The sequence below is a fragment of the Cetobacterium sp. NK01 genome (assembly GCF_024506395.1).
Classification (GTDB): domain Bacteria; phylum Fusobacteriota; class Fusobacteriia; order Fusobacteriales; family Fusobacteriaceae; genus Cetobacterium_A; species Cetobacterium_A somerae_A.
This window is the reverse complement of sequence record NZ_JANIBO010000001.1, coordinates 1,612,521-1,635,003: the sequence shown is the minus strand read 5'-3', so window position 1 is coordinate 1,635,003 and position 22,483 is coordinate 1,612,521. Positions and strand designations below refer to the sequence as shown.

Sequence of the window (22,483 nt, the reverse complement as noted above, 5' to 3'; positions counted from 1 at the left end):
TATTGTGCAGGTCTTTTTTTATTTATTTTCGTTATTATAGCACATTTTTGAGCCTATGTCATTTCTAAAAAATAATTTTTTGCATTTTATTTTTTTTACATCTAAATATGCATTTTTTTTAGCCTCTTCTAACGTATTACCATAAGCTACTACAGATAGAACTCTTCCTCCATTTGTCTCAACCTTTCCATCTACTTCTCTAGTTCCCATATGAAATATTGTTGAATTTAAATTTTCAGGTATATGTATTTCACAACCTATTGTTGAAGATTTAGGGTAGTTTTCAGAAGCCATAACTACAGCCACTGTATATCTTTTATCCCATTGTAATTCAACACTTTTATTATTCATCAAATCTAATATTGCTTTCACAAAATCAGATTCTAATCTTGGCAAAATTCCTTCTGCCTCAGGGTCTCCAAATCTAGCATTGAATTCTATTGTCTTTACTCCATCTTTCGTTAGCATTATTCCACCAAAAAGAAATCCTTTAAATGGGATTCCATCTTTAACCATTCCTTTTGCCATTGGTTTTAGTATTTTTTCCAAAGTTTCATTTATTACATCCGAATTAATTCTATCAACTGGTGAATAAACTCCCATACCACCAGTATTTGGACCTTTATCATCATCATATGCTCTTTTATGATCTTGAGCAATTTCTAAAGGAATTACTATCTCTCCATTCGTTAAAGCTATAATTGAAAATTCAAACCCATCTAAATATTCTTCTATTACAACTTTATTATTAGGAATACTAAAAGCTATTTTTAGAGCATCTAAAGCTTCCTTTTCTGAAAATGCAACTGTAACCCCTTTTCCAGCCTTTAATCCATCTTCTTTTATAACTATTGGAGCACCTTTTTCTTCCACATATTTTATTGCTTGTTCTAGATCGATAAACGTTTCATAATCTCCAGTGGGTACATCATATTTTTTCATAAGTTCTTTAGCAAACTCTTTACTGGATTCAATTTTTGCAGCTTCTTTTGTAGGTCCAAAAATTTTCAATCCTCTTTTTTCAAATTCATTTACAATTCCTAAGGCAAGAACATTTTCTGGTCCAACAATTGTTAAGTCTACTTTATTTTTTTCTGCAAAATCTGCTAACTCTTCAATTTTTTCTTCTGAAATATCAAGTAATGTACCTAAGTTTTCCATCCCAATATTTCCAGGAGCTATAAATACTTCTTTAACCATATCACTCTCTTTTACTTTCCATGCAATTGCATGTTCTCTTCCACCTTTTCCTACTATAAGAACTTTCATAAACTCCTCCAAATTAATGTTTAAAATGCCTAACCCCTGTAAACACCATAGCTATTCCATATTTATTACATGCTTCTATTGAAAGTGAATCTTTTATTGATCCTCCTGGTTGAATAATTGCTTTTATTCCATATCTTGCAGCTAACTCAACTGTGTCATCCATTGGAAAAAATGCATCAGAAGCTAAGATTGCTCCTTTACATTTTTCTCCTCCTTGTTCTAAAGCTATTTTAGCTGCTCCGACTCTATTCATCTGTCCTGCTCCTATACCTATCGTTTGATTTTCTTTTCCTATAACAATAGCATTTGATTTTACATGCTTAACCACATTCCAATTAAATAATAGCTCCTCTATTTCATCATCTGTTGGTTTTTTCTCGGTAACATATATAAGTTCATTTTTCAATACTTTCATTTCATCAAACTCTTGAACTAATGCTCCATCCATAACAGAAGTTATTTTCATTTTATTTAAGATATCATTTTTCGTATCTAACTCCAGCACTCTTATATTTTTCTTTTTTGTTAAAATTTCTAAAGCTTTTTCTTCATAGCTTGGAGCTATTACAATTTCTAAGAATAGTTGAGAAAGTTGCTCCGCTACTTCAATAGTTATACATGAATTTACAGCAACAATTCCACCAAAAATTGATATTTTATCTGCTTCATAAGCTTTATTCCAAGCTTCTTTGATATTTTTTCCACTACCTACTCCACAAGGATTCATATGTTTTACTGCGACCACAGTAGGTTTATCAAACTCTTTTAATATCTCTAACGCTGCATTAGCATCTTGAATATTATTGTATGATAACTCTTTTCCATGTAATTGTCTTGCGTTCCCTATTGAATATCCTACAAAACTTTTTTTATAAAATCCAGCTTTTTGATGTGGATTCTCTCCATATCTTAAATCTTGTACTTTTTCGTAAGTTACAGTTATTGTTTCTGGGAATTTTTCTTCTACTTTATTTGTTAAATACTCTGCAATTAAAGTATCATATGATGACGTATGTCTAAATACTTTTGCCGCTAATCTCTCTCTCGTTTCTAATAAGGTATCACCATCTTCTTTTAACTCACAAACTACTGTCTTATAATCCTTTGGATCAACTATTACTGTAACTGATTTGTAATTTTTAGCCGCTGATCTTAGCATACTTGGCCCACCTATATCTATATTTTCAATTAACTCTTCATGAGTTACATTTTTTCTAGCTAACGTTTCTTTAAATGGATACAAATTTACAACTACCATATCTATTAAATCTATTTTATTATCTTCTAAAGCTTTTAAATGATTTTTATTATCTCTAACACACAATAATGCTCCATGAACATTTGGATGTAATGTTTTTACTCTTCCATCCATAATTTCTGGAAAACTTGTAATATCCGATATACTTAATGTCTTTATCCCAGCTTCATCTAATGTTTTCTTTGTCCCACCTGTAGAAATTATTTCATATCCTAACTCTACTAACTCTTTACTTAATTCTACTATTCCTGTTTTATCAGATACACTTATTAACGCACGTTTCATCTATATTATTCTCCCTTTTTAAATAACTTTGTTAAAATCATAGGATAAATTCTATGTTCTATTTCATGTATTTTATTTTTAAGATCCTCTAATCCCCATTGAGAGTCTATTTTTAATCTTTCTTGATATATTATCTCCCCTGTATCAACTCCACTATCCACATAATGAATAGTCACTCCTGTTTTACTTGCTCTAGCTTTGTATGCATCTCCAATACCATCTTTTCCTGGAAATTCAGGTAAATAAGCTGGATGGATATTTATTATTTTATTAAAATATTCCTCCAATAATATTGGTGATATTATTCTCATATATCCCGCCAAAACTATGTATTCTATCTTATATTTTTTTAATATATCTATAATCTTCTCTTCAAATTCCATTTTTGTATTATAATCTTTTGGATTAATAAAATAGTATGGTATCCCCAACGACTTTGCTCTTTCTATAGCATATGCACTCTCTTTATCAACAATTAGAACTTTAACTTCGTATCCTTTTCCCTCTCCTGACTTTTGAGCTTCAACTATTCTCTGAAAATTCCCACCATTTCCAGAAGCAAAAACAGCAATTTTTACCATTTTATTTCTACTCCTACTTTTCTATTAACTTCCCCTAATATCATTGGCTTTTCTTGTAACTCTTCTAATTTTTCAACTAATTTATCTAAATTTTCTTTAGATACAACAAATATAAATCCAACTCCCATGTTGAATACATTAAACATCTCTTTTTTAGGAATATTTCCTTTTTCTTCTAAAAATCTAAATACTTGAAGCTCATTTATATTTTTAGAATCGATTTCTACTCCCATTCCCTCAGGTATAATTCTAGGTATATTCTCATAGAATCCGCCACCTGTAACATGGCACATTCCTTTTATATCTATATTTTTTAAAACTTCTTTTACTGTTTTTACATATATTTTTGTTGGTGTTAGTAACTCTTCCCCTAAAGAGTTTTCAAATCCCTCATATATTTTTTTTAAATCTAAATTTGCATCTTTTATTATTTTTCTAACTAAAGAAAAACCGTTTGAATGAACTCCACTAGATGATATTCCTACAAGAACATCCCCTTCTTTTATATCCTTTCCAGTTACTAAATCTTTTTTCTCTACAGCTCCAACTGTAAATCCAGCTATATCATAATGCCCTTCACTATACATTCCAGGCATCTCTGCTGTCTCTCCCCCTATTAATGCACATTCTGACTTAACACATCCATCAGCTACACCTTTTACTATAGCTTCAATTTGTTCTGGATAGTTTTTCCCAACAGCTATATAATCTAAAAAATATAATGGCATTGCACCTTGAACTAAAACATCATTTACACACATAGCCACAACATCTTGACCTATTGTATCGTGTTTATCCATTTCAAATGCTAGCATTAATTTTGTTCCAACACCGTCTGTTCCACTAACTAAAACTGGTTCTTTCATTCCAAGTTCTGATAAATCAAACATTCCACCAAATGCTCCTAAACTATTCATTGCCCCTTTTACTTTAGTTCTTTCAACATGACTTTTAATTCTTCTAACTGATTCATATCCAGCTTCTAAGCTAACTCCAGCTTCCATATATTTATTACTCACTTTTATCGACCCCTATTTCTTTAAATTTTCTAATAAACTAAACATACTAGTTGGATATTTTCCAGTAAAACATGCTAAACATATATTTTTTCCTAATCCTTCTACCATTCCATCATTTGATAAAAACGCTAGAGAATCTGCTCCAATATATTCTCCTAATTCTTTTGGTGATAATCTTGTACTTATCAATTCATTATATGTAGAGGTATCCACTCCATAAAAACATGGACTTATTATTGGAGATGATGCTATTCTCATATGAACCTCTTTTGCTCCTGCATCCTTTAATAATTTTATTATATGTTTAGATGTTGTTCCTCTTACTATCGAGTCGTCTACAAGTACAACTCTCTTATCTTTAACAACAGCTTCCATAGCTGAAAGTTTCATCTTTACTCCACGTTCTCTTTGGTGCTGATTTGGCTTTATAAATGTTCTACCCACATATCTATTCTTTACAAGTCCCATTTCATAAGGAATTCCTGAGAAATCTGAGTACCCCATTGCTGAAGATAAAGATGAGTCTGGTACTCCTATAACTATATCTGCTTCAACTGGACTTTCTTTCGCAAGTATTGCTCCACAGTTTCTTCTGCTTGTATGAACATTTAAACCATTTATACTGCTATCTGGTCTTGAAAAATATATGTATTCCATAGAACACATTTTATCTTGAGTACAGTCTGTATACTGAAACGACTCTATTTCATCTTTAGAAACTTTTAAAACCTCTCCTGGCTTTAACCCTCTTATGTAATCAGCACCTACTATTTCAAAAGCTGAACTTTCAGAACTAAACACATATCCATCCTCTAATTTTCCCATCGATAAAGGTCTAAATCCATTTTTATCTCTAATCACAAAAAGATTTTCGTTATTCATTATTAAAAATGAAAAAGCCCCTTCTAATTTAGGTAATGCTTTAAGTATTTTTTCATGAAAATCCCCAACTTCTCTCTGAATTAAGTGTCCTATTATTTCACTATCTGATGTTGTGTGAAAAATACTTCCCATTGCTTCTAATTGCATTTTTAATTCTTTTGCATTTACTATATTTCCATTGTGAGCAATTACAAAGTCTCCAGTGTGAGAACGAACTAATATAGGTTGAACATTTTCAATTCCTCCTCCACCTGTTGTTGAGTATCTAACATGACCAATAGACATATTTCCAGGAAGTTTAGCTATTCTTTCTGTATTAAAAACTTCAGTTACTAATCCTTCTCCTTTTTCTCTAATGATACTTTCTCCATCAGAGGAAGCTATTCCAGCTCCCTCTTGACCCCTATGTTGTAATGAATGTAGCCCATAATATGTTAGTTGCGCTGCATCCTCTACATTAAATACTCCAAACACTCCACACTCTTCATTTATTTTTCCACTTAAAAAATACTCTATCTCTTTTATCATTTTTACCCCACTATTTTATTTAGTCTTGCTAAAACTTCTTGATAAGCTTCTTCGATATCTCCTAAATCTCTTCTAAATCTATCTTTATCCAATTTTTTTCTAGTTTCTTTATCCCATAGTCTACAACAATCTGGTGATATCTCATCTGCTAGAATAATATTCCCTTCGTTATCTTTTCCAAACTCTATTTTAAAATCCACTAACTCAATCCCTACTTTATCAAACAAATCTTTCAATAACTCATTGATCTTTTTAGTTTGAGAATAAATATTTTCTAACTCATCTTTTGTAGCAAGTCCTAACGCAACTGCATGATAATCATTTATCATAGGATCACCTAGCTCATCTTTTTTATAACATATTTCAAATATTGGGTTTTCTAAAATTTGTCCCTCTTCCATCTTAAAAAGTTTTGCAGTAGATCCTGCTAGAGTATTTCTAACAATTACTTCTAGTGGAATAATCTCTACTTTTTTACAAAGTTGAGCTCTTTCTGATAAATTTTCTACCAAATGAGTTTTTACACCGTTTTTCTTTAAATAATCATATATTAATGTTGTAATTTGACTATTTAATATTCCTTTATTGTGTATTTGACCTTTTTTTAAATTATTAAAAGCTGTTGCATCATCTTTATAATAAATAATAACTTCGTTAGGATTCTCTGTTTTGTATACTTTCTTTGCTTTTCCCTCATATAATTTATTTGCTTCTACTAATAACATTTGGTCACTCTCCCATTTTAATATTTATTTTTTAAAATAATTAACTCCATTAGTAAAAATATCTTGCATCTTATTTCCATCTATATTTTTTAATAGTCCATCCTCATATCTTTCTGAATGTCCCATCTTCCCTAATATTTTTCCACATTTAGAAACAATCCCTTCTATTGCATATGTTGACCCATTTAAATTATGATTTTTATCCATTGTCACTTGATTATTTTCATCGCAATATTGTGTTATTACCTGTCCATTTTCAAATAACTCTTTTGCGAAATTTTCACTTACTACAAATTTTCCCTCTCCATGAGACATTGGTATATTATGAGTTTCTCCTACAGTAAATGAGCTCATCCATGGAGAATTATTTGAAACAATTTTTGTGCTAACTACTCTTGATACATGCCTGTTTATATCATTTCTAAATAATGTTGGTGAGTCTTTAGTTACACTATCTACATTTCCATAAGGTAATAACCCTGATTTTATAAGAGCTTGGAATCCATTACATATTCCTAGTACCAATCCATCATTTTCTAAGAACTTTTCCATACTCTCTTTTATCTTTTTATTTTGTAAAATATTTGCTATAAACTTTCCAGAACCATCTGGTTCATCCCCTGCACTAAAACCTCCAGGAATCATAAATATTTGAGCTGATTTTATTTTTTCAGATAAGGTATCTATACTTTCTTTTATCTCTTCAACACCTAAGTTATTGAATACATATATTTCAACCTCTGCTCCAGCTCTTTCAAAAGCCTTTTTAGTATCATATTCGCAATTGGTACCTGGAAATACTGTTATTAAAACTTTTGGTTTATTATAAAGTTTTTTAGCTTTAAACTCTTTTTTAGTAATATATTCTTTTTCGATTACTTCTCCAATTGTTTCTGCTGTATATGGATATATTTTACTGTATCTCTTTTCCCATATATTTATTAAAGAGTCTATTTCAAACTTTTCTTTATTTAATTCAATAACTTTCTCATCAATTGTTGTTCCTAAAAGAATTCCATAATCTAATTCTTTAGCTGATTCTACTATTATATCCCCTGGCATTAAATTAAATAGATTTTCTTTTGTTTCAATTTTAGCTCCAATTTTATTTCCAAAAGACATCTTTATAACAGTTTCTGCTATTCCACCAAACTTTATTGTTGATGCTGATATTACTTCTTTTGATTTTATTGAATTTTCTAATAGTTCAAAGTTTTCTTTTAATCTTTTATAATTTGGTAAATCACCAAAAAGTCTTTCACTTTTTATTAGATATATTTTATTTCCTACTTCTTTAAATTCAGACGATATTATATTTTTTACACTCTCTGTTGTTACTGCGAAAGATATCAAAGTTGGAGGTACATCTAAGTCTTTAAAAGTTCCACTCATACTATCTTTTCCACCTATCGCTGGAGTTTCAAATTCAAGTTGTGCTTCAATTCCTCCTAATAATGCAGCAAAAGGTTTCCCCCATCTTGTTGAATCTTTTCCTAATTTTTCAAAATATTCTTGGAAAGATAATCTTGCTTTTTTATAACTTCCACCTAATGCAACAATTTTTGCTAAAGATTCTATTACTGCATATTGAGCTCCCAAATATGGAGAATATTCCGATATTAGTGGGTTATAACCATAAGTCATTATTGAACAAGTATTTGTAAATTTATCTGTTGGAAGCTTTTGAACACTTCCCTCTGATTCGGTTAATTGATACTTTCCTCCATATGGCATAAGTACTGTGCTTCTTCCTATTGAAGCATCAAACATCTCTACCATTCCCCTTTGAGAAGCTACGTTCATATCCTGTAAAACTTTTTCTACTTTTTCTTTTATATCCGTTACTTTATTTTCTAAAAATGGATTTTCTATTTCTGTAGAGACAACTTTTACATCTTGAATTTGTCTAACACCATTTGTATCTAAAAAATCTCTTGAAATATCTACAAGTATTTCATTTTTATATTTTATTACTAATCTTTCTTCCTCTGTTACTACAGCAACCAATGCCGATTCTAAGTTTTCTTCTTTAACTAATCTTTGAAACTTCTCCACATCTTTTGCCTCTACTACTACAGCCATTCTTTCTTGAGATTCTGATATAGCTAATTCAGTTCCATTAAGTCCTAAATATTTCACTGGTACTGTATCTAAATTTATCTCTACTCCCCTTGCAATCTCTCCAATAGCAACACTAACTCCACCTGCTCCGAAATCATTTGATTTTTTTATAAGTTTTGTTACTTCTGGGTTTCTAAATAACCTTTGGATTCTTCTCTCTACAGGGGCATTACCTTTTTGAACTTCTGATGAACATTTAGTTAATGACGTTTCATTATGTTCCTTAGATGATCCAGTCGCTCCTCCTACACCATCTCTACCAGTTTTTCCTCCAAGTAAAATTACTGCATCACCTGGAACAGGGCTTTCTCTTCTTACATACTCTTTTTTTACTGCTCCAACAACTGCTCCAACTTCCATTCTTTTAGCTTTATACCCGTTATGATAAATCTCTTTTACAAAAGTAGTTGTTAGTCCTATCTGATTTCCATATGAAGAATATCCATGTGCTGCTCCTTTAGATATTTTTTCTTGTGGTAATTTATTTGCTAACGTTTCTTCTATACTTTCAGTTATATCTCCTGCTCCTGTAACTCTCATAGCTTGATAAACATATGCTCTTCCTGATAATGGATCTCTTATGGCTCCACCTACACAAGTGCTTGCTCCTCCAAATGGTTCAATTTCTGTTGGATGGTTGTGAGTCTCATTTTTAAACATCAGTAACCATTTTTCTAATTTGCCATCAACATCTACCTCTATCTCGATGCTACATGCATTTATCTCTTCTGATTCCTCTAAATCATCTAATTTACCCATCGATTTTATATATCTTCCACCAATTGTTGCCATATCCATTAAAGTTAAAGGTTTTTCTTCTCTACCTAATTTCGCTCTCATATCTATATATTTTTCAAAAGCATTCTGAATATTTTTTGTTAAATCTCCACATTCAATTTTTATATTTTTTAAATATGTTTCAAAAGTTGTATGTCTACAATGATCAGACCAATAAGTATCTAAAACTTTTATCTCTGTCTCTTTTGGATCTCTTTTCTCTTCATCTCTAAAATAATTTTGAATATGTTTTAGGTCTTCAAGAGTCATAGCTAGTCCATGCTCTAATAAAAAACTTTCTAGTTCTTCTGAATTTTTATTTATAAATCCTACATAAGTTGGCACTGGTTCTATATCAACATTTTCCTCTAGCGTTAAAACATTTAATTTTTTTTCTCTAGTTTCAATAGGATTTATTAAGTAATCTTTTATTTTATCAAAACTTTTTATCTCTCCATGAAAAATTAAAAGTTTACCACTTTTTATTTGTACACCAGCTTTATTATTTAATAACATTAAACATTGCTCTGCAGAATCAGCTCTTTGATCATATTGTCCAGGTAAAAATTCCATTGCTAAATATTTTTTTCCATGCAATTTAACTTCTTCATAAACGTCATCTGTTACTGGTTCAGATAAAACCTTATTTTTTAAAAGATTTAAATCCTCTTCTGTGCAGTTAAAAATATCATATACGTTATATAAATCTATTTTATTTATCTTATCCTCTTTTAAGTTTTCTAAAAGCTCACTCTTTAGTCCTAAACTCTCTACTTGAAATCCATCCTTTTTTTTAACAAATACTCTTTTATTCATTATTCCTCCCTAAAATGAATCAGCTTTTAAAATTAGCTCTTCTAGATTTTCACCACAATAGTTTATATGGCCCATTTTTCTATCTTTTTTCCACTCTGACTTTCCATATATGTGAACATTCATATTATGTTCTTTTTTAATTTTTTTTACTTTCTCTTGATCTTCACCCATTATATTTAACATTACTACTTTTGTTAAAAGTTTTATTTCAGGTAGTTTCTCTCCCAAAATCCCCATTAAATGAATATCAAATTGAGAGTAATTACATGCATCCATTGTATAATGTGCACTATTATGAGGTCTTGGTGCCATCTCATTAAAATATATCTCATTGTCTTTTATAAAATACTCTATCCCAAGAGGACCATAAATATCTAAATCTTTTACTATTTTTTTAGATATACTCTCTATTTCTTTTGCTATTTCTTTAGAAATTCTAGCTGGAACTATTGTCATATTCAAAATTCCATTTTTATGAATATTTTCCCCTATTGGAAATGCAACTATATCTCCTGTTGTTCCTCTAATAACCATACATGAAACTTCTTTTTGAAAGGGGATCATCTTTTCTAAAATATACTCTTGGTTATCACTCCATTTAATTTCAAATATATTTTTTTCATCTAGTAACTTCCACTGTCCCTTTCCATCATATCCTCCTGAACAAGTCTTCAATATAGCTGGATATCCAATTTCTATCAAAGCTTTTTTTAAGCTATCTATATTTTGAACTTTCCTAAACTCTGCTGTTTTAACCCCTATTTTTTTTACAGCTTCTTTTTCTCTAATTCTATGTTGGCTCAAATGCAACGGTTTTTTCCCCTGTGGAATATCTTTTCTCATTTTTTCTAAATAATCTATTGTTTCACTGGGAACATTTTCAAACTCATAGGTTATAATATCTGCGTTTTCACAAAGAATATTAAGACCTTTTATATCATTGTAATCAGCAATAATATGTTTATTTGCACTTAATTTTCCACATGATTCTATATTTGGATCTAAAATTGTTGTTTTATAATTCATTTTTTTTGCAGAATCACAAATCATTTTAGCTAATTGTCCTCCACCTAAAATACCAACTCTTCTAGATTTTTTCATTTAAAATCATCCTTTCCATATTCTCTTTATATTTAGCTACCTTTTCTGCTAATATCTCATCTTTTAAAGCTAAAATTTTTATTGCTAACAGTCCCGCATTTTTAGCTCCCCCTATTGCTACTGTTGCTACTGGAACTCCACCAGGCATTTGAACAATGGATAAAAGAGAATCTATTCCTTTTAAAGTCTTACTTTCAATAGGCACTCCAATAACCGGTAAATCTGTTAAACTAGCTACCATCCCCGGTAAATGAGCAGCTCCTCCTGCTCCAGCTATAATTATATTAATTCCACGATTTTTAGCTTCTTTTGCATATGTAAACATCAAATCTGGAGTTCTATGTGCTGAAACTATTTTCACTTCATGTTCAATCTCGAACTCCTTTAAAATATTTACACATTCATTCATAGTTGGTAAATCTGATTTACTTCCCATTATTACACCTATTTTCAATCTCTTTCCTCCCTAAAATTAAAAATAAAAAAACGCACATTACTAAAAAGGTTACAACTATCCCTTTTCAATAATCTGCGCTTTTACACACTTATTCCATTTATTTGATTTTCTATTTTTGATTCTCTCTTGTCTATGTTTTTTCTTTATTCTCAGCACCTTCGTTACTCCCCTTTATTTTTTGGGTCAACAAAAAAGTCTATAAAAAAAGGAAATTACAACTGTAATTTCCTACAAGATCAAATTTAAAACATATCAAAAAAAACATATATTTAAAATTTATCCTTGTAGTCTGTCAATTTACGGTGACAGGTAGAGACTCGTTGACCTTATTTCAACTATTATACAAGTTTTTATTTTTAGTTTTTGTTTTTTAATACTTTACTTGATTCAATAATAACACAGTGTTCTTTTTTTTTCAACTATTATTTTTTTTAATAAAAAAGTTCTCTGATTTTATTTCAGAGAACTTTTGATTTTACTACGCTTTCTTCTTCGATAATTTTTTTCTCATTTTTTCTATAAACTCTTCAACTATAATGTATAGAACTGGAATAACAACTAATGTTAAAAGTGTCGAGAACGACAATCCAAATATAACTGCAATTGACATACCTGAATATAGTTCTGCTCCCTCTCCAAACCCTAGTGCTAGTGGAATCATTCCACACACAGTAGTCATAGTTGTCATTAAAATTGGTCTAAGTCTTGTTTTACATGATTCTCTTACCGCATCATTTAACTCATAACCTCTTTCTCTTAAAATTTTAATGAAATCTATTAGAACAATAGCATTGTTTACAACTGTTCCTGCTAGCATTATTATTCCTATCATAACCATCATATCAAATGGAGAGTTTGTTATTAATAATCCTCCATAAACTCCAATCATTGCCAATGGAACTGAAGCTAAAATTATTCCTGGAAGTAAGAAGTTTTCAAACTGTGAAGCTAATATTGCATAGATTAAGAATATAGATATTGCTAAAGCCATACCCATTTGTACAATAGCTTCATTGAATAATTGTGACATTCCACCCCAAGAGTAAGAAACGCCTTTTGGTGGATTTGTTGATTCAAATGCATCAACAATTTCACTTTGAACCTTACTTAATCCAATTCCACCATCATTTGCTGAAACTGATGCATAGAATATTTTATCTGTCTTAGTTACTTCTGATGCACCTTCTGCCATAACGATATCTGCTACGTCTGATACTTTTACAAACTTACCATCTGACCCTCTTACATTTAACTCTTCTAGTGATGAAATTTTAGTTCTAGAATCTTTTGGTAATCTAATAAGTACATCTATTTCTTCTGTTCCTGTTTTAACTGAAAGTGTTTGTCCTGTAGCTCTATTTCCTCCTAAGAATGAATAACTTATAGTTCTACCTATATCAAAAGGACTAATTCCATGTGCTCTTAATTTATCTCTATTTAAAATAACTCTAGCTTCTACATTTCCTGGTTCAATACTTGATGTTATATCAATAATTCCTGGATTTTTACTAATCTTGTCTTGAACTTGTTTTGCTATATTTTCTGCAACTTCTAATGAATCTGATGAAATTCTAAACTCAACATCTCTGTCTCCTCCACCAGATTGATAGTCATCTTTTAAATTAAATTTTACTCCTGGTATTTTCGAAAGTTCAGGTCTTAAATTATCCATAACTTGGAATATTGAAACATCTCTATCTGTCTTAGGACCAATATCTACGTTTACAATTCCTGTATTTGCATTTACCATTGATATATATGTTTTTGTTAATGGATTATTTTTTACTACTTCAACTGCTTGTTCAGTTATTTCTTCAGCTCTTTCCACTGAAAGTCCCTTTTCCAACTCTAAAACTACTGAATATCTACCATAATCCTGCTTTGGTATAAACTCCGTTCTTGTTAACATAGGGCCTAATATCATCATTACCATAAATGTTAAAAATGCTAATGCCACTGTTTTCTTTCTATTTGATATAGCCCATTCAATAAGTTTCTCATAGTTTTTCTTTACTCTTCCAAATATTTTACCCTCTTTTGTTATATCAGCATTAGCTTTTAGGAATCTACTTGCTACCATTGGCATTAAAGTCAATGAAACTATTAATGCTGCTACGTTAGAGAATATTATAGATAAAGACATATCTCTAAATATCTCTCTTGCTATACCTGGAATAAATAGTACTGGAATAAATACAACCATTGTTGTTAAAGCTGATGCTAATATTGCTACTGCAACCTCTGATGCTCCATCTTCTGCTGCTTCCATTACTGGTTTTTTTAGCTCAGTTATGTGTCTATAAATATTATCTATAACAACAACTGAGTTATCCGTTAGCATTCCTACTCCAATAGAAAGACCCATTAATGATATTACGTTTATTGTTACTCCTAAAAGAGATAAAAACGCAAATGTAAATATAATAGCTATTGGTAAAGCTAAAGATATAAGCATTGTTGCTCTTATATTTTTTAAAAATACTAAAAGTACTATTGTAGCTAAGACAAGTCCTGTTACAGCATTTCCTTTTACCCCTGAAATTGATGAATTAATATTTTCAGAGTAATCCATTACTGTTGTTACCTCTACTCCACTTGGTAAGTAAGGCTTCATTTCTTCCATCGCTTTTTTTGCACTATCAGTTATTGATAAAATATTTCCATCTGTTGATTTCTCTATTGTTATCATTACTGATGGTTTTCCATTTAATTTAGCTATTTCTTTTGAATCTTCAGTTGTTAAAACTACGTTAGCAACATCTTTTAATCTAAGAGTTTTTCCATTACTTCTCAAGATCATGTTTTCAAACTCATCTAAATAGTTAAACTCTCCCATAAATCTTGCAACAACATCTTTTCCACCAGTTTTAATAACTCCTAACGGAACATTTATAGATGATGTTTTTATTAAATCATATAATTCATTTGGTGTTAAATTATAAGAAGCTAATTTATCTGTATCAAATTGTATTTGAATCTGTTTATCTGATGCTCCTGAAGTATCAACACTTCCTACTCCTCCAATTCTTTCAAATCTTGGAGTCATAAACTCATTAACAAATGTTGTTAATTCTAAAAAATTTGGTCCAGAAACATTTATCATCATTGCTGTATTTCCAGAACCAGCCAATTTTTTTTGAGTAACTGGTTTTGATGCATCATCTGGTAATTCTCCTGATATAGCATCTATTTCTCTTTGTACATCTCCTCTTTTTAAATCTATATTTACTCCATAATCAAACTCTATATTAACCATAGATTTTTCAAATGATGATGTTGACGTTATCTTTTTAATTCCATCTACACCTGATAATGAATCCTCTATTTTTTTTGTAATCTGACTGTTTACATCCTCTGGAACAGCACCATTCCACGTTGTAGTTATGATTATCATTGGAATGTTCATATTAGGAAGTAACTCTGATTTCATTGATATCATTGAAACAATTCCTAAGAATACCATAGAAACCATTACCATTATTGTAGCAACTGGTCTACGTATAGCAATACCTGCTAATGACATTTACTTTCACCTCTTTAAATTTCTATTTTGTTTCGTTATTTATTGTAACTTCATCTCCATCAGCTAATCCAAATATACCATCAGATACTACTAAGTCTCCTGGTTTTAACTCTTCAGAAATTACTTCAATATTTGGTTTTACAGTTGCTCCTGTAGTTACTTGAACTCTTTTTACTTTTCCATTTTCAATCTTATAAACATAACTTAATAAATCTCTTATAAATACTGCTTGTTGAGGAACCACAATTCCATCTCTTTTTTCAGTTGGAATTACAACTTTTGTATACATACCATCTTTTAACTCTTTAGTTTTATTATCTATAGCTATTTTTACTGGGAATTTTTTTGTCTCAGTATCTGCTATAGGGTTTATTGATTTTATTTTTCCTTCGAACTCTTTTCCACCTAAATCTGAAACCGTTACAATAACTGGTGATCCCTCATTTAAGCTATTTAACCAGTATCCTGGGAAATCAACTGATATTTCCATTAAACTTTCATCAACAACTGTAAAAACTGGAGTATTTGCATCTACCACATTTCCAGATTTTAGATTTAAATTTCCTACTACTCCTGTCAATTCAGATTTTCTTGTTAATTTATCATAATTAGACTTTTTAGCTGTATAATCTGCTAAAGCATTTGTGTATGCATCTCTATAGTTTAAAAACTCTAATTGCGATACCATTTGCTTCTCATAAAGTTTATTAAATTTTTCAAAGTTATTTTTTGTTGATTGTAAGTTAGCTTTAGCTGCTTCGAAGTTTGACTCTACTTTAGCATCTGTAAATTTAACTATAACTTCTCCTTTTTTTACTGAATCTCCATTTTTCTTTAAAACTGTAGATACCGTTCCTTGAGTATCTAGTGTATGATTTACCTTTTCTTTAGGAACTATCGCTCCATCAGTTGTATAAACATCTGCAACTTGTTCTTGCTTAACTTGTGATGCTATTACTGGTTTCTTTGGTTTCTCTACTACTGCTTCCTCTTTTTTTCCACAAGCAGTCATTAAAATAGCTGCTGCTGTTAATATGAATAATCCCTTTTTCATTTTTCCTCCCGACATTAAATAAGTGATGATCTATATCTTTCAAATGCTACATAGTAATTTAATATTGCTGAATTATAATCTACAGCTGCTTGTCTATATTGACTTTCTGATAATAAGAAATCTACTGTAGAAATTAATCCTGCATTATATCTTTCTGTATCTATATTAAAGTTCTCTGTTGCTGCTTCTAAAGCTTTTTTTCTCGAATCTCTCAGTTGTTGTAAACGTATTAATTCTCTATAATTTTTTGTAACAGATAACTTGATATTGTCTGTTGTTAACTCTTGATTTATAGACTCTATATTTTCATTATTTTTTGCTACATTATACTCATCTATTCCACTTCCAAAAGAGAATACATCCCATTTTACTGAAACTCCACCTCTCCATTCTGCGTTATCAAAACTATTATCAAAATGATGACTTTCTTTAGCTGTACCATAAGTTGCGAATGCATCAACTTGCGGTAATAAACTTGATCTTGCTACAACTTTTTCAGCTTGAGCATAATTCACTTTATTCACTGCTAATTTTGCTGATAAACTATTTGTTAATGCTTGATCTAAATCTTTGCCAAAATCAATTCCAGATGTTAAATTTTCTGGTACTTGGAAATCTTTTAAAGTAACATTTTCATTATTTGGAATCATTAATTTTAATTTTAAGTCTTTTTTTGCAATTTCTAAATTTGTTTTAGTTCCTGTTATTTGTGCTTCCAAATCTAAAATTGAGTACTCTGTTTTTAAAAGATCTGCTTTTGTAACTAATCTTAAATTCAGTTGCTCATTTTGCTTATCATATCTCGCTTGTAACTCTTTTCTTGAAGATTCTAAAACTGTTAAATCTTTTTCAAAGTTTATTATGCTTGAATACAGAGATATTATGTCCAATCTTACATCTCTTTTTTCAGATAAAAGATATATATCTGCCATATTTCTTGAAGCTTCAGCCCCTAAAATTCCACCTGTTATAGCTCCTCCTCTAAATAATGGTTGATAAATACCTATAGTTTGAGTATATCCACTTTTTGCTCCTACTCCTGTTGTTCCATCTGATTCAACTATATCTAACATATTACGATTCGTATGCTCTGATCTTTGATACTGACCATTATATGTTACTGTTGGTAAAGCTGTTTTAAATGCTCTTCTTACGTTTAATTTTGCATTTTCTTTAGAAAGCTCTGATGTTTTTATTGTCTTTCCATTTTCTAAAGCTAAATCGATTGCACTTTCTAACGTCAACTCCCTTGAAAAGGCTGCAGTTGAAAGTAATACTAGTAATCCTAATAACTTTTTCATTAATTTCCTCCTGTTAGTAACTTCAAGATACTTTCAATAACTAATTGTATCTCTTTATCTAAATCAATATTTTGTAACCGCTCTTCAAATTCTGAAATATCACTTATAAAGTAATCTTCAGTATTTTTGTAAAACAATCTCTCTAATCTATAAGATTTTATTCCACCCATAATAAAAATTATCAAAATATTCATTTCATTTTCTGAATACTGAGCTCCTGGAATATTTTTAATTATCTCTTTTAAATATTTTCTATTTAAAATTTCTATTTGTAAAAGTTTTTCTCTAAGAAGAGGTGTTAAATGTTCTAAATTTCTAGTTAAATTTATAAGTATCAGATGAGATTTCAAATTATCCGTTACTACCATAAATCTCTTCATTATAAATAACTTTATTTTTTCTTTATAATCAACTTTTTCTATTAAAAGTTCTTCTAATTCAGTTTTTCTTATTTCATAAACTTGACTTATAATTGCCTCTAAAAGTTGATCTTTTGATTTAAAGTAAGTGTAAAAGCTTCCTTTAGCTATCCCAAGATGATTTGTTATATCTTCAACTCTTGTTTTAAAAACTCCTTTTTTCAACAAAACATCTTTTGCAGCTTCTAAAATCTGCTCTTTTTTTTCCTCCTTTATCATCATGCCCCCTTACTAAATTTGAAATTAAAATGACTAAATAGTCATAGAACATTCTAATCTATAATGACTATTTAGTCAATGGTTTTTTTATATTTTACCAAACATTATGAGCATTTGAGTTAAATCCTGATGATGTCGAATAATACTTTGCATCTATTGGTTTGTCCTCATGGACTAAAATAAGTCCTTTTGTTGTTTTTACTCCTTGAGTTGACAGTTCATTTTCATCTAAATTATTATAAACTTGGCTTTGCGTACTATCTAATATATGAAAACCTTGTTTTACATATCTATTTCTTAATATGTCTTTTGCAGCATAAGTTCTTGCAGCTATTGCTTGTACTTTTAAAGCCTCTAAACCAAAACTTTGTGGCATCTCACTTGGAACAACTTGTAATAAATAGTCTTCAATATTTATTTCATTTATTAAATTTAATTTTGTTCCTGCTTTAGCTAATCTAATTTCAAAACTTCCTCTATATGTTGGATACTTATATTTTTTTACATTTCTTCTGATATTAGTTACTGATATCATATCTTTAGATGTTATAGATATATAATTTTTTGTTTTTAATCTTACTTTCCCTTGAACTACAACTTGAGTATAGCCATCCTTTACTATAAAGTCTACAGCGGTTCTAGGTAAAATATTCACACTACCATCTTTACTATTCACTTTCATAGAACTTAATGAAATCAAAGATATTTTGCTATGATCAACACTTGAAAATCCACTAGTCATTATTCCTACTCTAATTTTATCATTTATTCCGTCTACAGATCTTATATTTTTTAATTTTGTATCCGTATAATATCTTTGTAAAACTTGTCTATAAGAATACCCTTTATTCTTTGTTAAATCCATCGCAGACCATTGTGGAATTCCAGACCCATGCCCAAATCCTCCACCATAAATATTAAATCCTCCATTGCCTAATTTTTCAAAAGCAATAAATGCAGATGGTAACATACTTGGATTTCTAGATATTGGTTTCTCGTTATAGCTATTACTTCCACCTTTTGTTCCATAAATATTTACTGTTGTACCAACACTATTTTTACTTAAATTTAATAAATTCCGTATATTTCCCTCTTTTGCAACAATATATTTTCCTCTAGTTCCATTTATTAATAATTTTGTTACTAATCCAGATTTTCCTCTTTCTAAAACTCTTATATCTATAACATCTCCAACTGGATTTAAAGGAACTTTTTTAGCTATCCAGCTATTATTAGAGTACGTTAAAACTTCTTTTGGTCTTCTCGAACTTAAAGTAACTAAATTTTTATTTAAAATATTTCCAATCTCTTTTTTATTTAAGCTAACTTTCCATCTCCAATAATTCGAATTATCTCCATGTCCCTTTGCTCTTGTATTTTTATAAAATAATAGAAACTCACTTTCTTTATAAGTTTTAAATGGTATTCTTGGAGTTTCCATATCGTTTACATATTTTAAATAAGGAATAGGTCTTGCTATTGGAATATTATCTTTTGAATATCTACCATACAGATCTACTCTATCTCCTCTTAAATTAGATGAACTTTCCATTCTTTCATAATAGTCTTTTTTTGAACTACTACTACAACCTGCAAAAGCTAAAAGACATAGTCCTATTATTATATTTTTTGTCTTCTTAAGTTTCATCATATCTCTATTCCTTTTTCTGTAATATATTTTCTAACTTTTTCAAGTTCCTCTTGTGTATCAACTCCAATTATTTCAAAAGGTGTTTCTAAAACTTTAATTTTATAACCATTTTCTAAAACCCTTAATTGTTCTAATGATTCTGAGTTTTCCAAAGGAGTGCTTTCCAATTTTGAATATTCTAATACAAAATCTCTTTTGTAGCCATATATACCAACATGTTTAAAATAAATATCTAAGTTTTCATTTCTTGGATATGGAATTACACTTCTTGAAAAATATATTGCATAATCATTTTTATCCGTTATTACTTTTACAAAATTTGGATTTTCAATATCCTCTTTTCTATGTAACTTATGCTTCAATGTCCCCATTTTTAAATCGTGCTCTTTTTTAAATATATCTATTAAAGAGTTAATCATATCAGGCTCTATTAAAGGTTCATCTCCTTGAACATTTATAATTACATCGTAATCTGTTATCTTTTCACAAACTTCAGCTATTCTACTTGTTCCATTTGAATGATTTTTATCTGTTAATATAACTTCTCCTCCAAAACTTTTCACTTCATTAAAAACTTCGTGAGAATCTGTTGCTATTATAACTTTATCTAAATTAGATTTCATAGCTCTTTTATAAACCCATTCTATCATAGAGTGACCACAAATATCTTTTAATGGTTTCTTCGGTAATCTTGTTGATTCGTATCTTGCTGGAATTACTCCTAAAAACTTCATTTTACAACCTCCGCAATTCAATGTATAATAAGATTATACAAGAATATCGTATTAAAAAAAAGAGTTTTTATACTTAAAAAAGGAGAAAGTTATGTTACGTATTTATTTTGTAAGACACGGTGAAACAGTTTGGAATACATTAAAAATTTTTCAAGGAAGATCTAACTCTCCATTAACAGAGTTAGGAATTGAACAGGCAAAAAAACTTTCAAAGCATCTTGAAAGTATTGACTTTAAAAAAGTTTACTCGTCTCCACAAGAAAGAGCTCTTCAAACTACTAAACTTTTATTAGGAAGTAAAAATATAGATATTATTCCTATTGATGAGTTTCAAGAGATAAACATGGGGAAAGTTGAAGGAATTCCTAGGGAAGAGTTTGAAAAAAATTATCCTATTGAATACCACAATTTTTGGAACAATGCTGTTGAATATAATCCTACAGCTTACAATGGAGAAAGCTACGATGAAATTTTAGATAGAGTTAGAGTTGGATTAAATAAACTTATTCAAGAAAATAATGATGGAAACATTCTAGTAATTAGTCATGGTGTTACACTTAAGGCATTATTTAACATTATTAATGAAAAAGGCATTGACGAATTCTCTAAACAACCTGTTCCTGAAAATACAAGTACAACTATCGTTGAGTATGATTCAAATAAATTTAAAATTATCAAGTTTTCTGACACAGAACACTTAAAATAATTTTTTTCTTGTTGACACAAAGGAAATCATGAAGTATTAAAGTACTATTGTATATATTGATGTTATTTTATTCAGGGGGTGAATTTTTTGGGAGATAAGTTCAATGTTAATATAAAGGTTATGGGTATTGGAGGTGGCGGAATAAATGCCATCGACGAGATTGTTACTTCTGAAATTGATGGCGTTAACTTTTTTGCACTTAATACTGATCTACAAGATTTAAATAATTCTAAAACACCTCATAAAATTCAATTAGGAATCTCTACAACTAAAGGTCTTGGTTGTGGTGGAAATATTGAATTAGGAGAAAAAGCAATAAAAGAAAGTTTACCTTTTATTAAAAATATTCTAAGAGGAACTGATTTTCTTTTTTTAACTTCTACTATGGGTGGTGGAACTGGTAGTGCAGCTACAGCTCTAATTGCTAAATTAGCAAAAGAAATGAACATATTAACTGTTGCTATAGTTACAAAACCATTTTCTTTTGAAGGAAAAAGAAGAATGAAAATTGCTGAAGCTGGAATAAAAAACCTTAAGCCTTTTGTTGATTCTCTTATTGTTGTCCCAAATGATAAACTTTTAGATAATTCATCAGCTAATATAACAGTACAAGAAGCATTTAAAAAAAGTAATTTTGTTTTATATACAGCAGTTAAAGGTATGACTGATCTTATGCTTGCTAAAGGACTTATAAATTTAGATTTTGCAGATATTAAATCGCTTTTACTAGAATCTGGAGAAGCTATCTTGGGATTTGGTGAAGGTTCTGGTGAAAATCGTTCAGAAAAAGCTGCTCTTGCTGCTGTCGACTCATCTCTTTTTGAAAGAACTATTTTAGGAGCAACTAAATTTTTAGTAAATATTATTGGTCCTAAGGATTTAAATCTAATTGAGTCTAGTATTATTGTAGAAACTATAAAAAAAGAGTGCGAAGGTGAAATAGATGATGTACTTTTTGGAGTTTCTATTGATGAAGATTCAGATGATAACATAAAAGTTATCTTAATTGCTAATTCTTTTTTTAAAATTTAATTAATAAAAAAAACGGTTTAAATTT

17 protein-coding genes and 1 riboswitch are annotated in these 22,483 nt (G+C 29.6%); of the genes, 2 read left to right on the top strand and 15 right to left on the bottom strand.

Features of this window, described 5'->3' with window-relative positions; translation table 11 throughout:
• Positions 1-18: 18 nt before the first annotated feature.
• The 15 genes from purD to kdsB all read right to left on the bottom strand — a co-directional run bounded on the left by purD (position 19) and on the right by kdsB (position 20,720).
• Complete coding sequence (purD, locus tag NON08_RS07905) at positions 19-1,269, bottom strand: phosphoribosylamine--glycine ligase (protein WP_256690920.1); 1,251 nt, start codon at positions 1,267-1,269, stop codon at positions 19-21.
• A gap of 13 nt (positions 1,270-1,282) precedes the next feature.
• Positions 1,283-2,812 (bottom strand): bifunctional phosphoribosylaminoimidazolecarboxamide formyltransferase/IMP cyclohydrolase, encoded by a 1,530-nt coding sequence (gene purH, locus NON08_RS07900; protein ID WP_256690919.1) that lies wholly within the window; start codon positions 2,810-2,812, stop codon positions 1,283-1,285.
• Between the two features lie 5 nt (positions 2,813-2,817).
• Entirely contained in the window at positions 2,818-3,393 is a 576-nt protein-coding gene (purN, locus tag NON08_RS07895; protein ID WP_256690918.1) for a phosphoribosylglycinamide formyltransferase, read from the bottom strand.
• Positions 3,387-4,418, bottom strand: a complete 1,032-nt coding sequence (gene purM, locus NON08_RS07890) for a phosphoribosylformylglycinamidine cyclo-ligase (protein ID WP_319941555.1) — start codon at positions 4,416-4,418, stop codon at positions 3,387-3,389. Before purM ends, purN begins: the two co-directional genes overlap by 7 nt.
• A 6-nt stretch (positions 4,419-4,424) precedes the next feature.
• Positions 4,425-5,822, bottom strand: coding sequence for an amidophosphoribosyltransferase (gene purF, locus NON08_RS07885; protein WP_256690917.1), 1,398 nt, complete (start codon positions 5,820-5,822; stop codon positions 4,425-4,427).
• 2 nt (positions 5,823-5,824) lie between these two features.
• A complete protein-coding gene (gene purC / locus NON08_RS07880) occupies positions 5,825-6,547 on the bottom strand; it encodes a phosphoribosylaminoimidazolesuccinocarboxamide synthase (RefSeq protein ID WP_256690916.1) in 723 nt (240 codons plus the stop codon).
• Positions 6,548-6,571: 24 nt separating this feature from the next.
• Positions 6,572-10,261: a phosphoribosylformylglycinamidine synthase gene (locus tag NON08_RS07875; RefSeq protein ID WP_256690915.1), complete on the bottom strand. Its 3,690-nt coding sequence runs from the start codon at positions 10,259-10,261 to the stop codon at positions 6,572-6,574.
• Positions 10,262-10,270: 9 nt separating this feature from the next.
• The gene (gene purK / locus NON08_RS07870) at positions 10,271-11,362 is read right to left on the bottom strand and encodes a 5-(carboxyamino)imidazole ribonucleotide synthase (RefSeq protein ID WP_256690914.1); all 1,092 of its coding nucleotides are present in this window, start codon (positions 11,360-11,362) and stop codon (positions 10,271-10,273) included.
• Positions 11,349-11,798, bottom strand: coding sequence for a 5-(carboxyamino)imidazole ribonucleotide mutase (gene purE / locus NON08_RS07865; protein WP_413774045.1), 450 nt, complete (start codon positions 11,796-11,798; stop codon positions 11,349-11,351). Before purE ends, purK begins: the two co-directional genes overlap by 14 nt.
• 286 nt (positions 11,799-12,084) lie before the next feature.
• A riboswitch (purine riboswitch) is annotated at positions 12,085-12,185 on the bottom strand.
• A gap of 112 nt (positions 12,186-12,297) precedes the next feature.
• The gene (locus NON08_RS07860) at positions 12,298-15,342 is read right to left on the bottom strand and encodes an efflux RND transporter permease subunit (RefSeq protein WP_256690912.1); all 3,045 of its coding nucleotides are present in this window, start codon (positions 15,340-15,342) and stop codon (positions 12,298-12,300) included.
• 22 nt (positions 15,343-15,364) lie between these two features.
• Entirely contained in the window at positions 15,365-16,396 is a 1,032-nt protein-coding gene (locus NON08_RS07855; RefSeq protein WP_256690911.1) for an efflux RND transporter periplasmic adaptor subunit, read from the bottom strand.
• A gap of 14 nt (positions 16,397-16,410) precedes the next feature.
• On the bottom strand, positions 16,411-17,697 hold the full coding sequence (locus NON08_RS07850; RefSeq protein WP_256690910.1) for a TolC family protein: 1,287 nt from the start codon (positions 17,695-17,697) through the stop codon (positions 16,411-16,413).
• Positions 17,697-18,335 carry a TetR/AcrR family transcriptional regulator gene (locus NON08_RS07845; RefSeq protein WP_256690909.1) on the bottom strand — a complete coding sequence of 213 codons (639 nt, stop codon included), beginning with the start codon at positions 18,333-18,335 and terminating at the stop codon, positions 17,697-17,699. Before NON08_RS07845 ends, NON08_RS07850 begins: the two co-directional genes overlap by 1 nt.
• A 94-nt stretch (positions 18,336-18,429) precedes the next feature.
• Positions 18,430-19,986 (bottom strand): SpoIID/LytB domain-containing protein, encoded by a 1,557-nt coding sequence (locus NON08_RS07840; protein ID WP_256690908.1) that lies wholly within the window; start codon positions 19,984-19,986, stop codon positions 18,430-18,432.
• Positions 19,983-20,720, bottom strand: coding sequence for a 3-deoxy-manno-octulosonate cytidylyltransferase (gene kdsB / locus NON08_RS07835; protein WP_256690907.1), 738 nt, complete (start codon positions 20,718-20,720; stop codon positions 19,983-19,985). The genes NON08_RS07840 and kdsB overlap by 4 nt, the downstream gene beginning before the upstream one ends.
• A 91-nt stretch (positions 20,721-20,811) precedes the next feature.
• Between kdsB and NON08_RS07830 the strand changes: the two genes are divergently transcribed.
• Both NON08_RS07830 and ftsZ read left to right on the top strand, forming a co-directional pair.
• Complete coding sequence (locus NON08_RS07830) at positions 20,812-21,426, top strand: histidine phosphatase family protein (protein ID WP_256690906.1); 615 nt, start codon at positions 20,812-20,814, stop codon at positions 21,424-21,426.
• An 87-nt stretch (positions 21,427-21,513) separates the two neighbouring features.
• Complete coding sequence (gene ftsZ / locus NON08_RS07825) at positions 21,514-22,458, top strand: cell division protein FtsZ (protein ID WP_256690905.1); 945 nt, start codon at positions 21,514-21,516, stop codon at positions 22,456-22,458.
• Positions 22,459-22,483: the final 25 nt, after the last annotated feature.

Excerpts from the sequence above, each read along its gene's own strand:
- NON08_RS07855 (WP_256690911.1), bottom strand. The coding sequence starts at position 16,396 with ATGAAAAAGGGATTATTCATATTAACAGCAGCAGCTATTTTAATGACT.
- purD (WP_256690920.1), bottom strand. The coding sequence starts at position 1,269 with ATGAAAGTTCTTATAGTAGGAAAAGGTGGAAGAGAACATGCAATTGCA.
- purC (WP_256690916.1), bottom strand. The coding sequence starts at position 6,547 with ATGTTATTAGTAGAAGCAAATAAATTATATGAGGGAAAAGCAAAGAAA.
- NON08_RS07875 (WP_256690915.1), bottom strand. The coding sequence starts at position 10,261 with ATGAATAAAAGAGTATTTGTTAAAAAAAAGGATGGATTTCAAGTAGAG.
- purF (WP_256690917.1), bottom strand. The coding sequence starts at position 5,822 with ATGATAAAAGAGATAGAGTATTTTTTAAGTGGAAAAATAAATGAAGAG.
- purN (WP_256690918.1), bottom strand. The coding sequence starts at position 3,393 with ATGGTAAAAATTGCTGTTTTTGCTTCTGGAAATGGTGGGAATTTTCAG.
- NON08_RS07860 (WP_256690912.1), bottom strand. The coding sequence starts at position 15,342 with ATGTCATTAGCAGGTATTGCTATACGTAGACCAGTTGCTACAATAATG.
- purH (WP_256690919.1), bottom strand. The coding sequence starts at position 2,812 with ATGAAACGTGCGTTAATAAGTGTATCTGATAAAACAGGAATAGTAGAA.
- NON08_RS07850 (WP_256690910.1), bottom strand. The coding sequence starts at position 17,697 with ATGAAAAAGTTATTAGGATTACTAGTATTACTTTCAACTGCAGCCTTT.
- purE (WP_413774045.1), bottom strand. The coding sequence starts at position 11,798 with ATGGGAAGTAAATCAGATTTACCAACTATGAATGAATGTGTAAATATT.
- kdsB (WP_256690907.1), bottom strand. The coding sequence starts at position 20,720 with ATGAAGTTTTTAGGAGTAATTCCAGCAAGATACGAATCAACAAGATTA.
- NON08_RS07845 (WP_256690909.1), bottom strand. The coding sequence starts at position 18,335 with ATGATAAAGGAGGAAAAAAAAGAGCAGATTTTAGAAGCTGCAAAAGAT.
- NON08_RS07840 (WP_256690908.1), bottom strand. The coding sequence starts at position 19,986 with ATGATGAAACTTAAGAAGACAAAAAATATAATAATAGGACTATGTCTT.
- purK (WP_256690914.1), bottom strand. The coding sequence starts at position 11,362 with ATGAAAAAATCTAGAAGAGTTGGTATTTTAGGTGGAGGACAATTAGCT.
- NON08_RS07830 (WP_256690906.1), top strand. The coding sequence starts at position 20,812 with ATGTTACGTATTTATTTTGTAAGACACGGTGAAACAGTTTGGAATACA.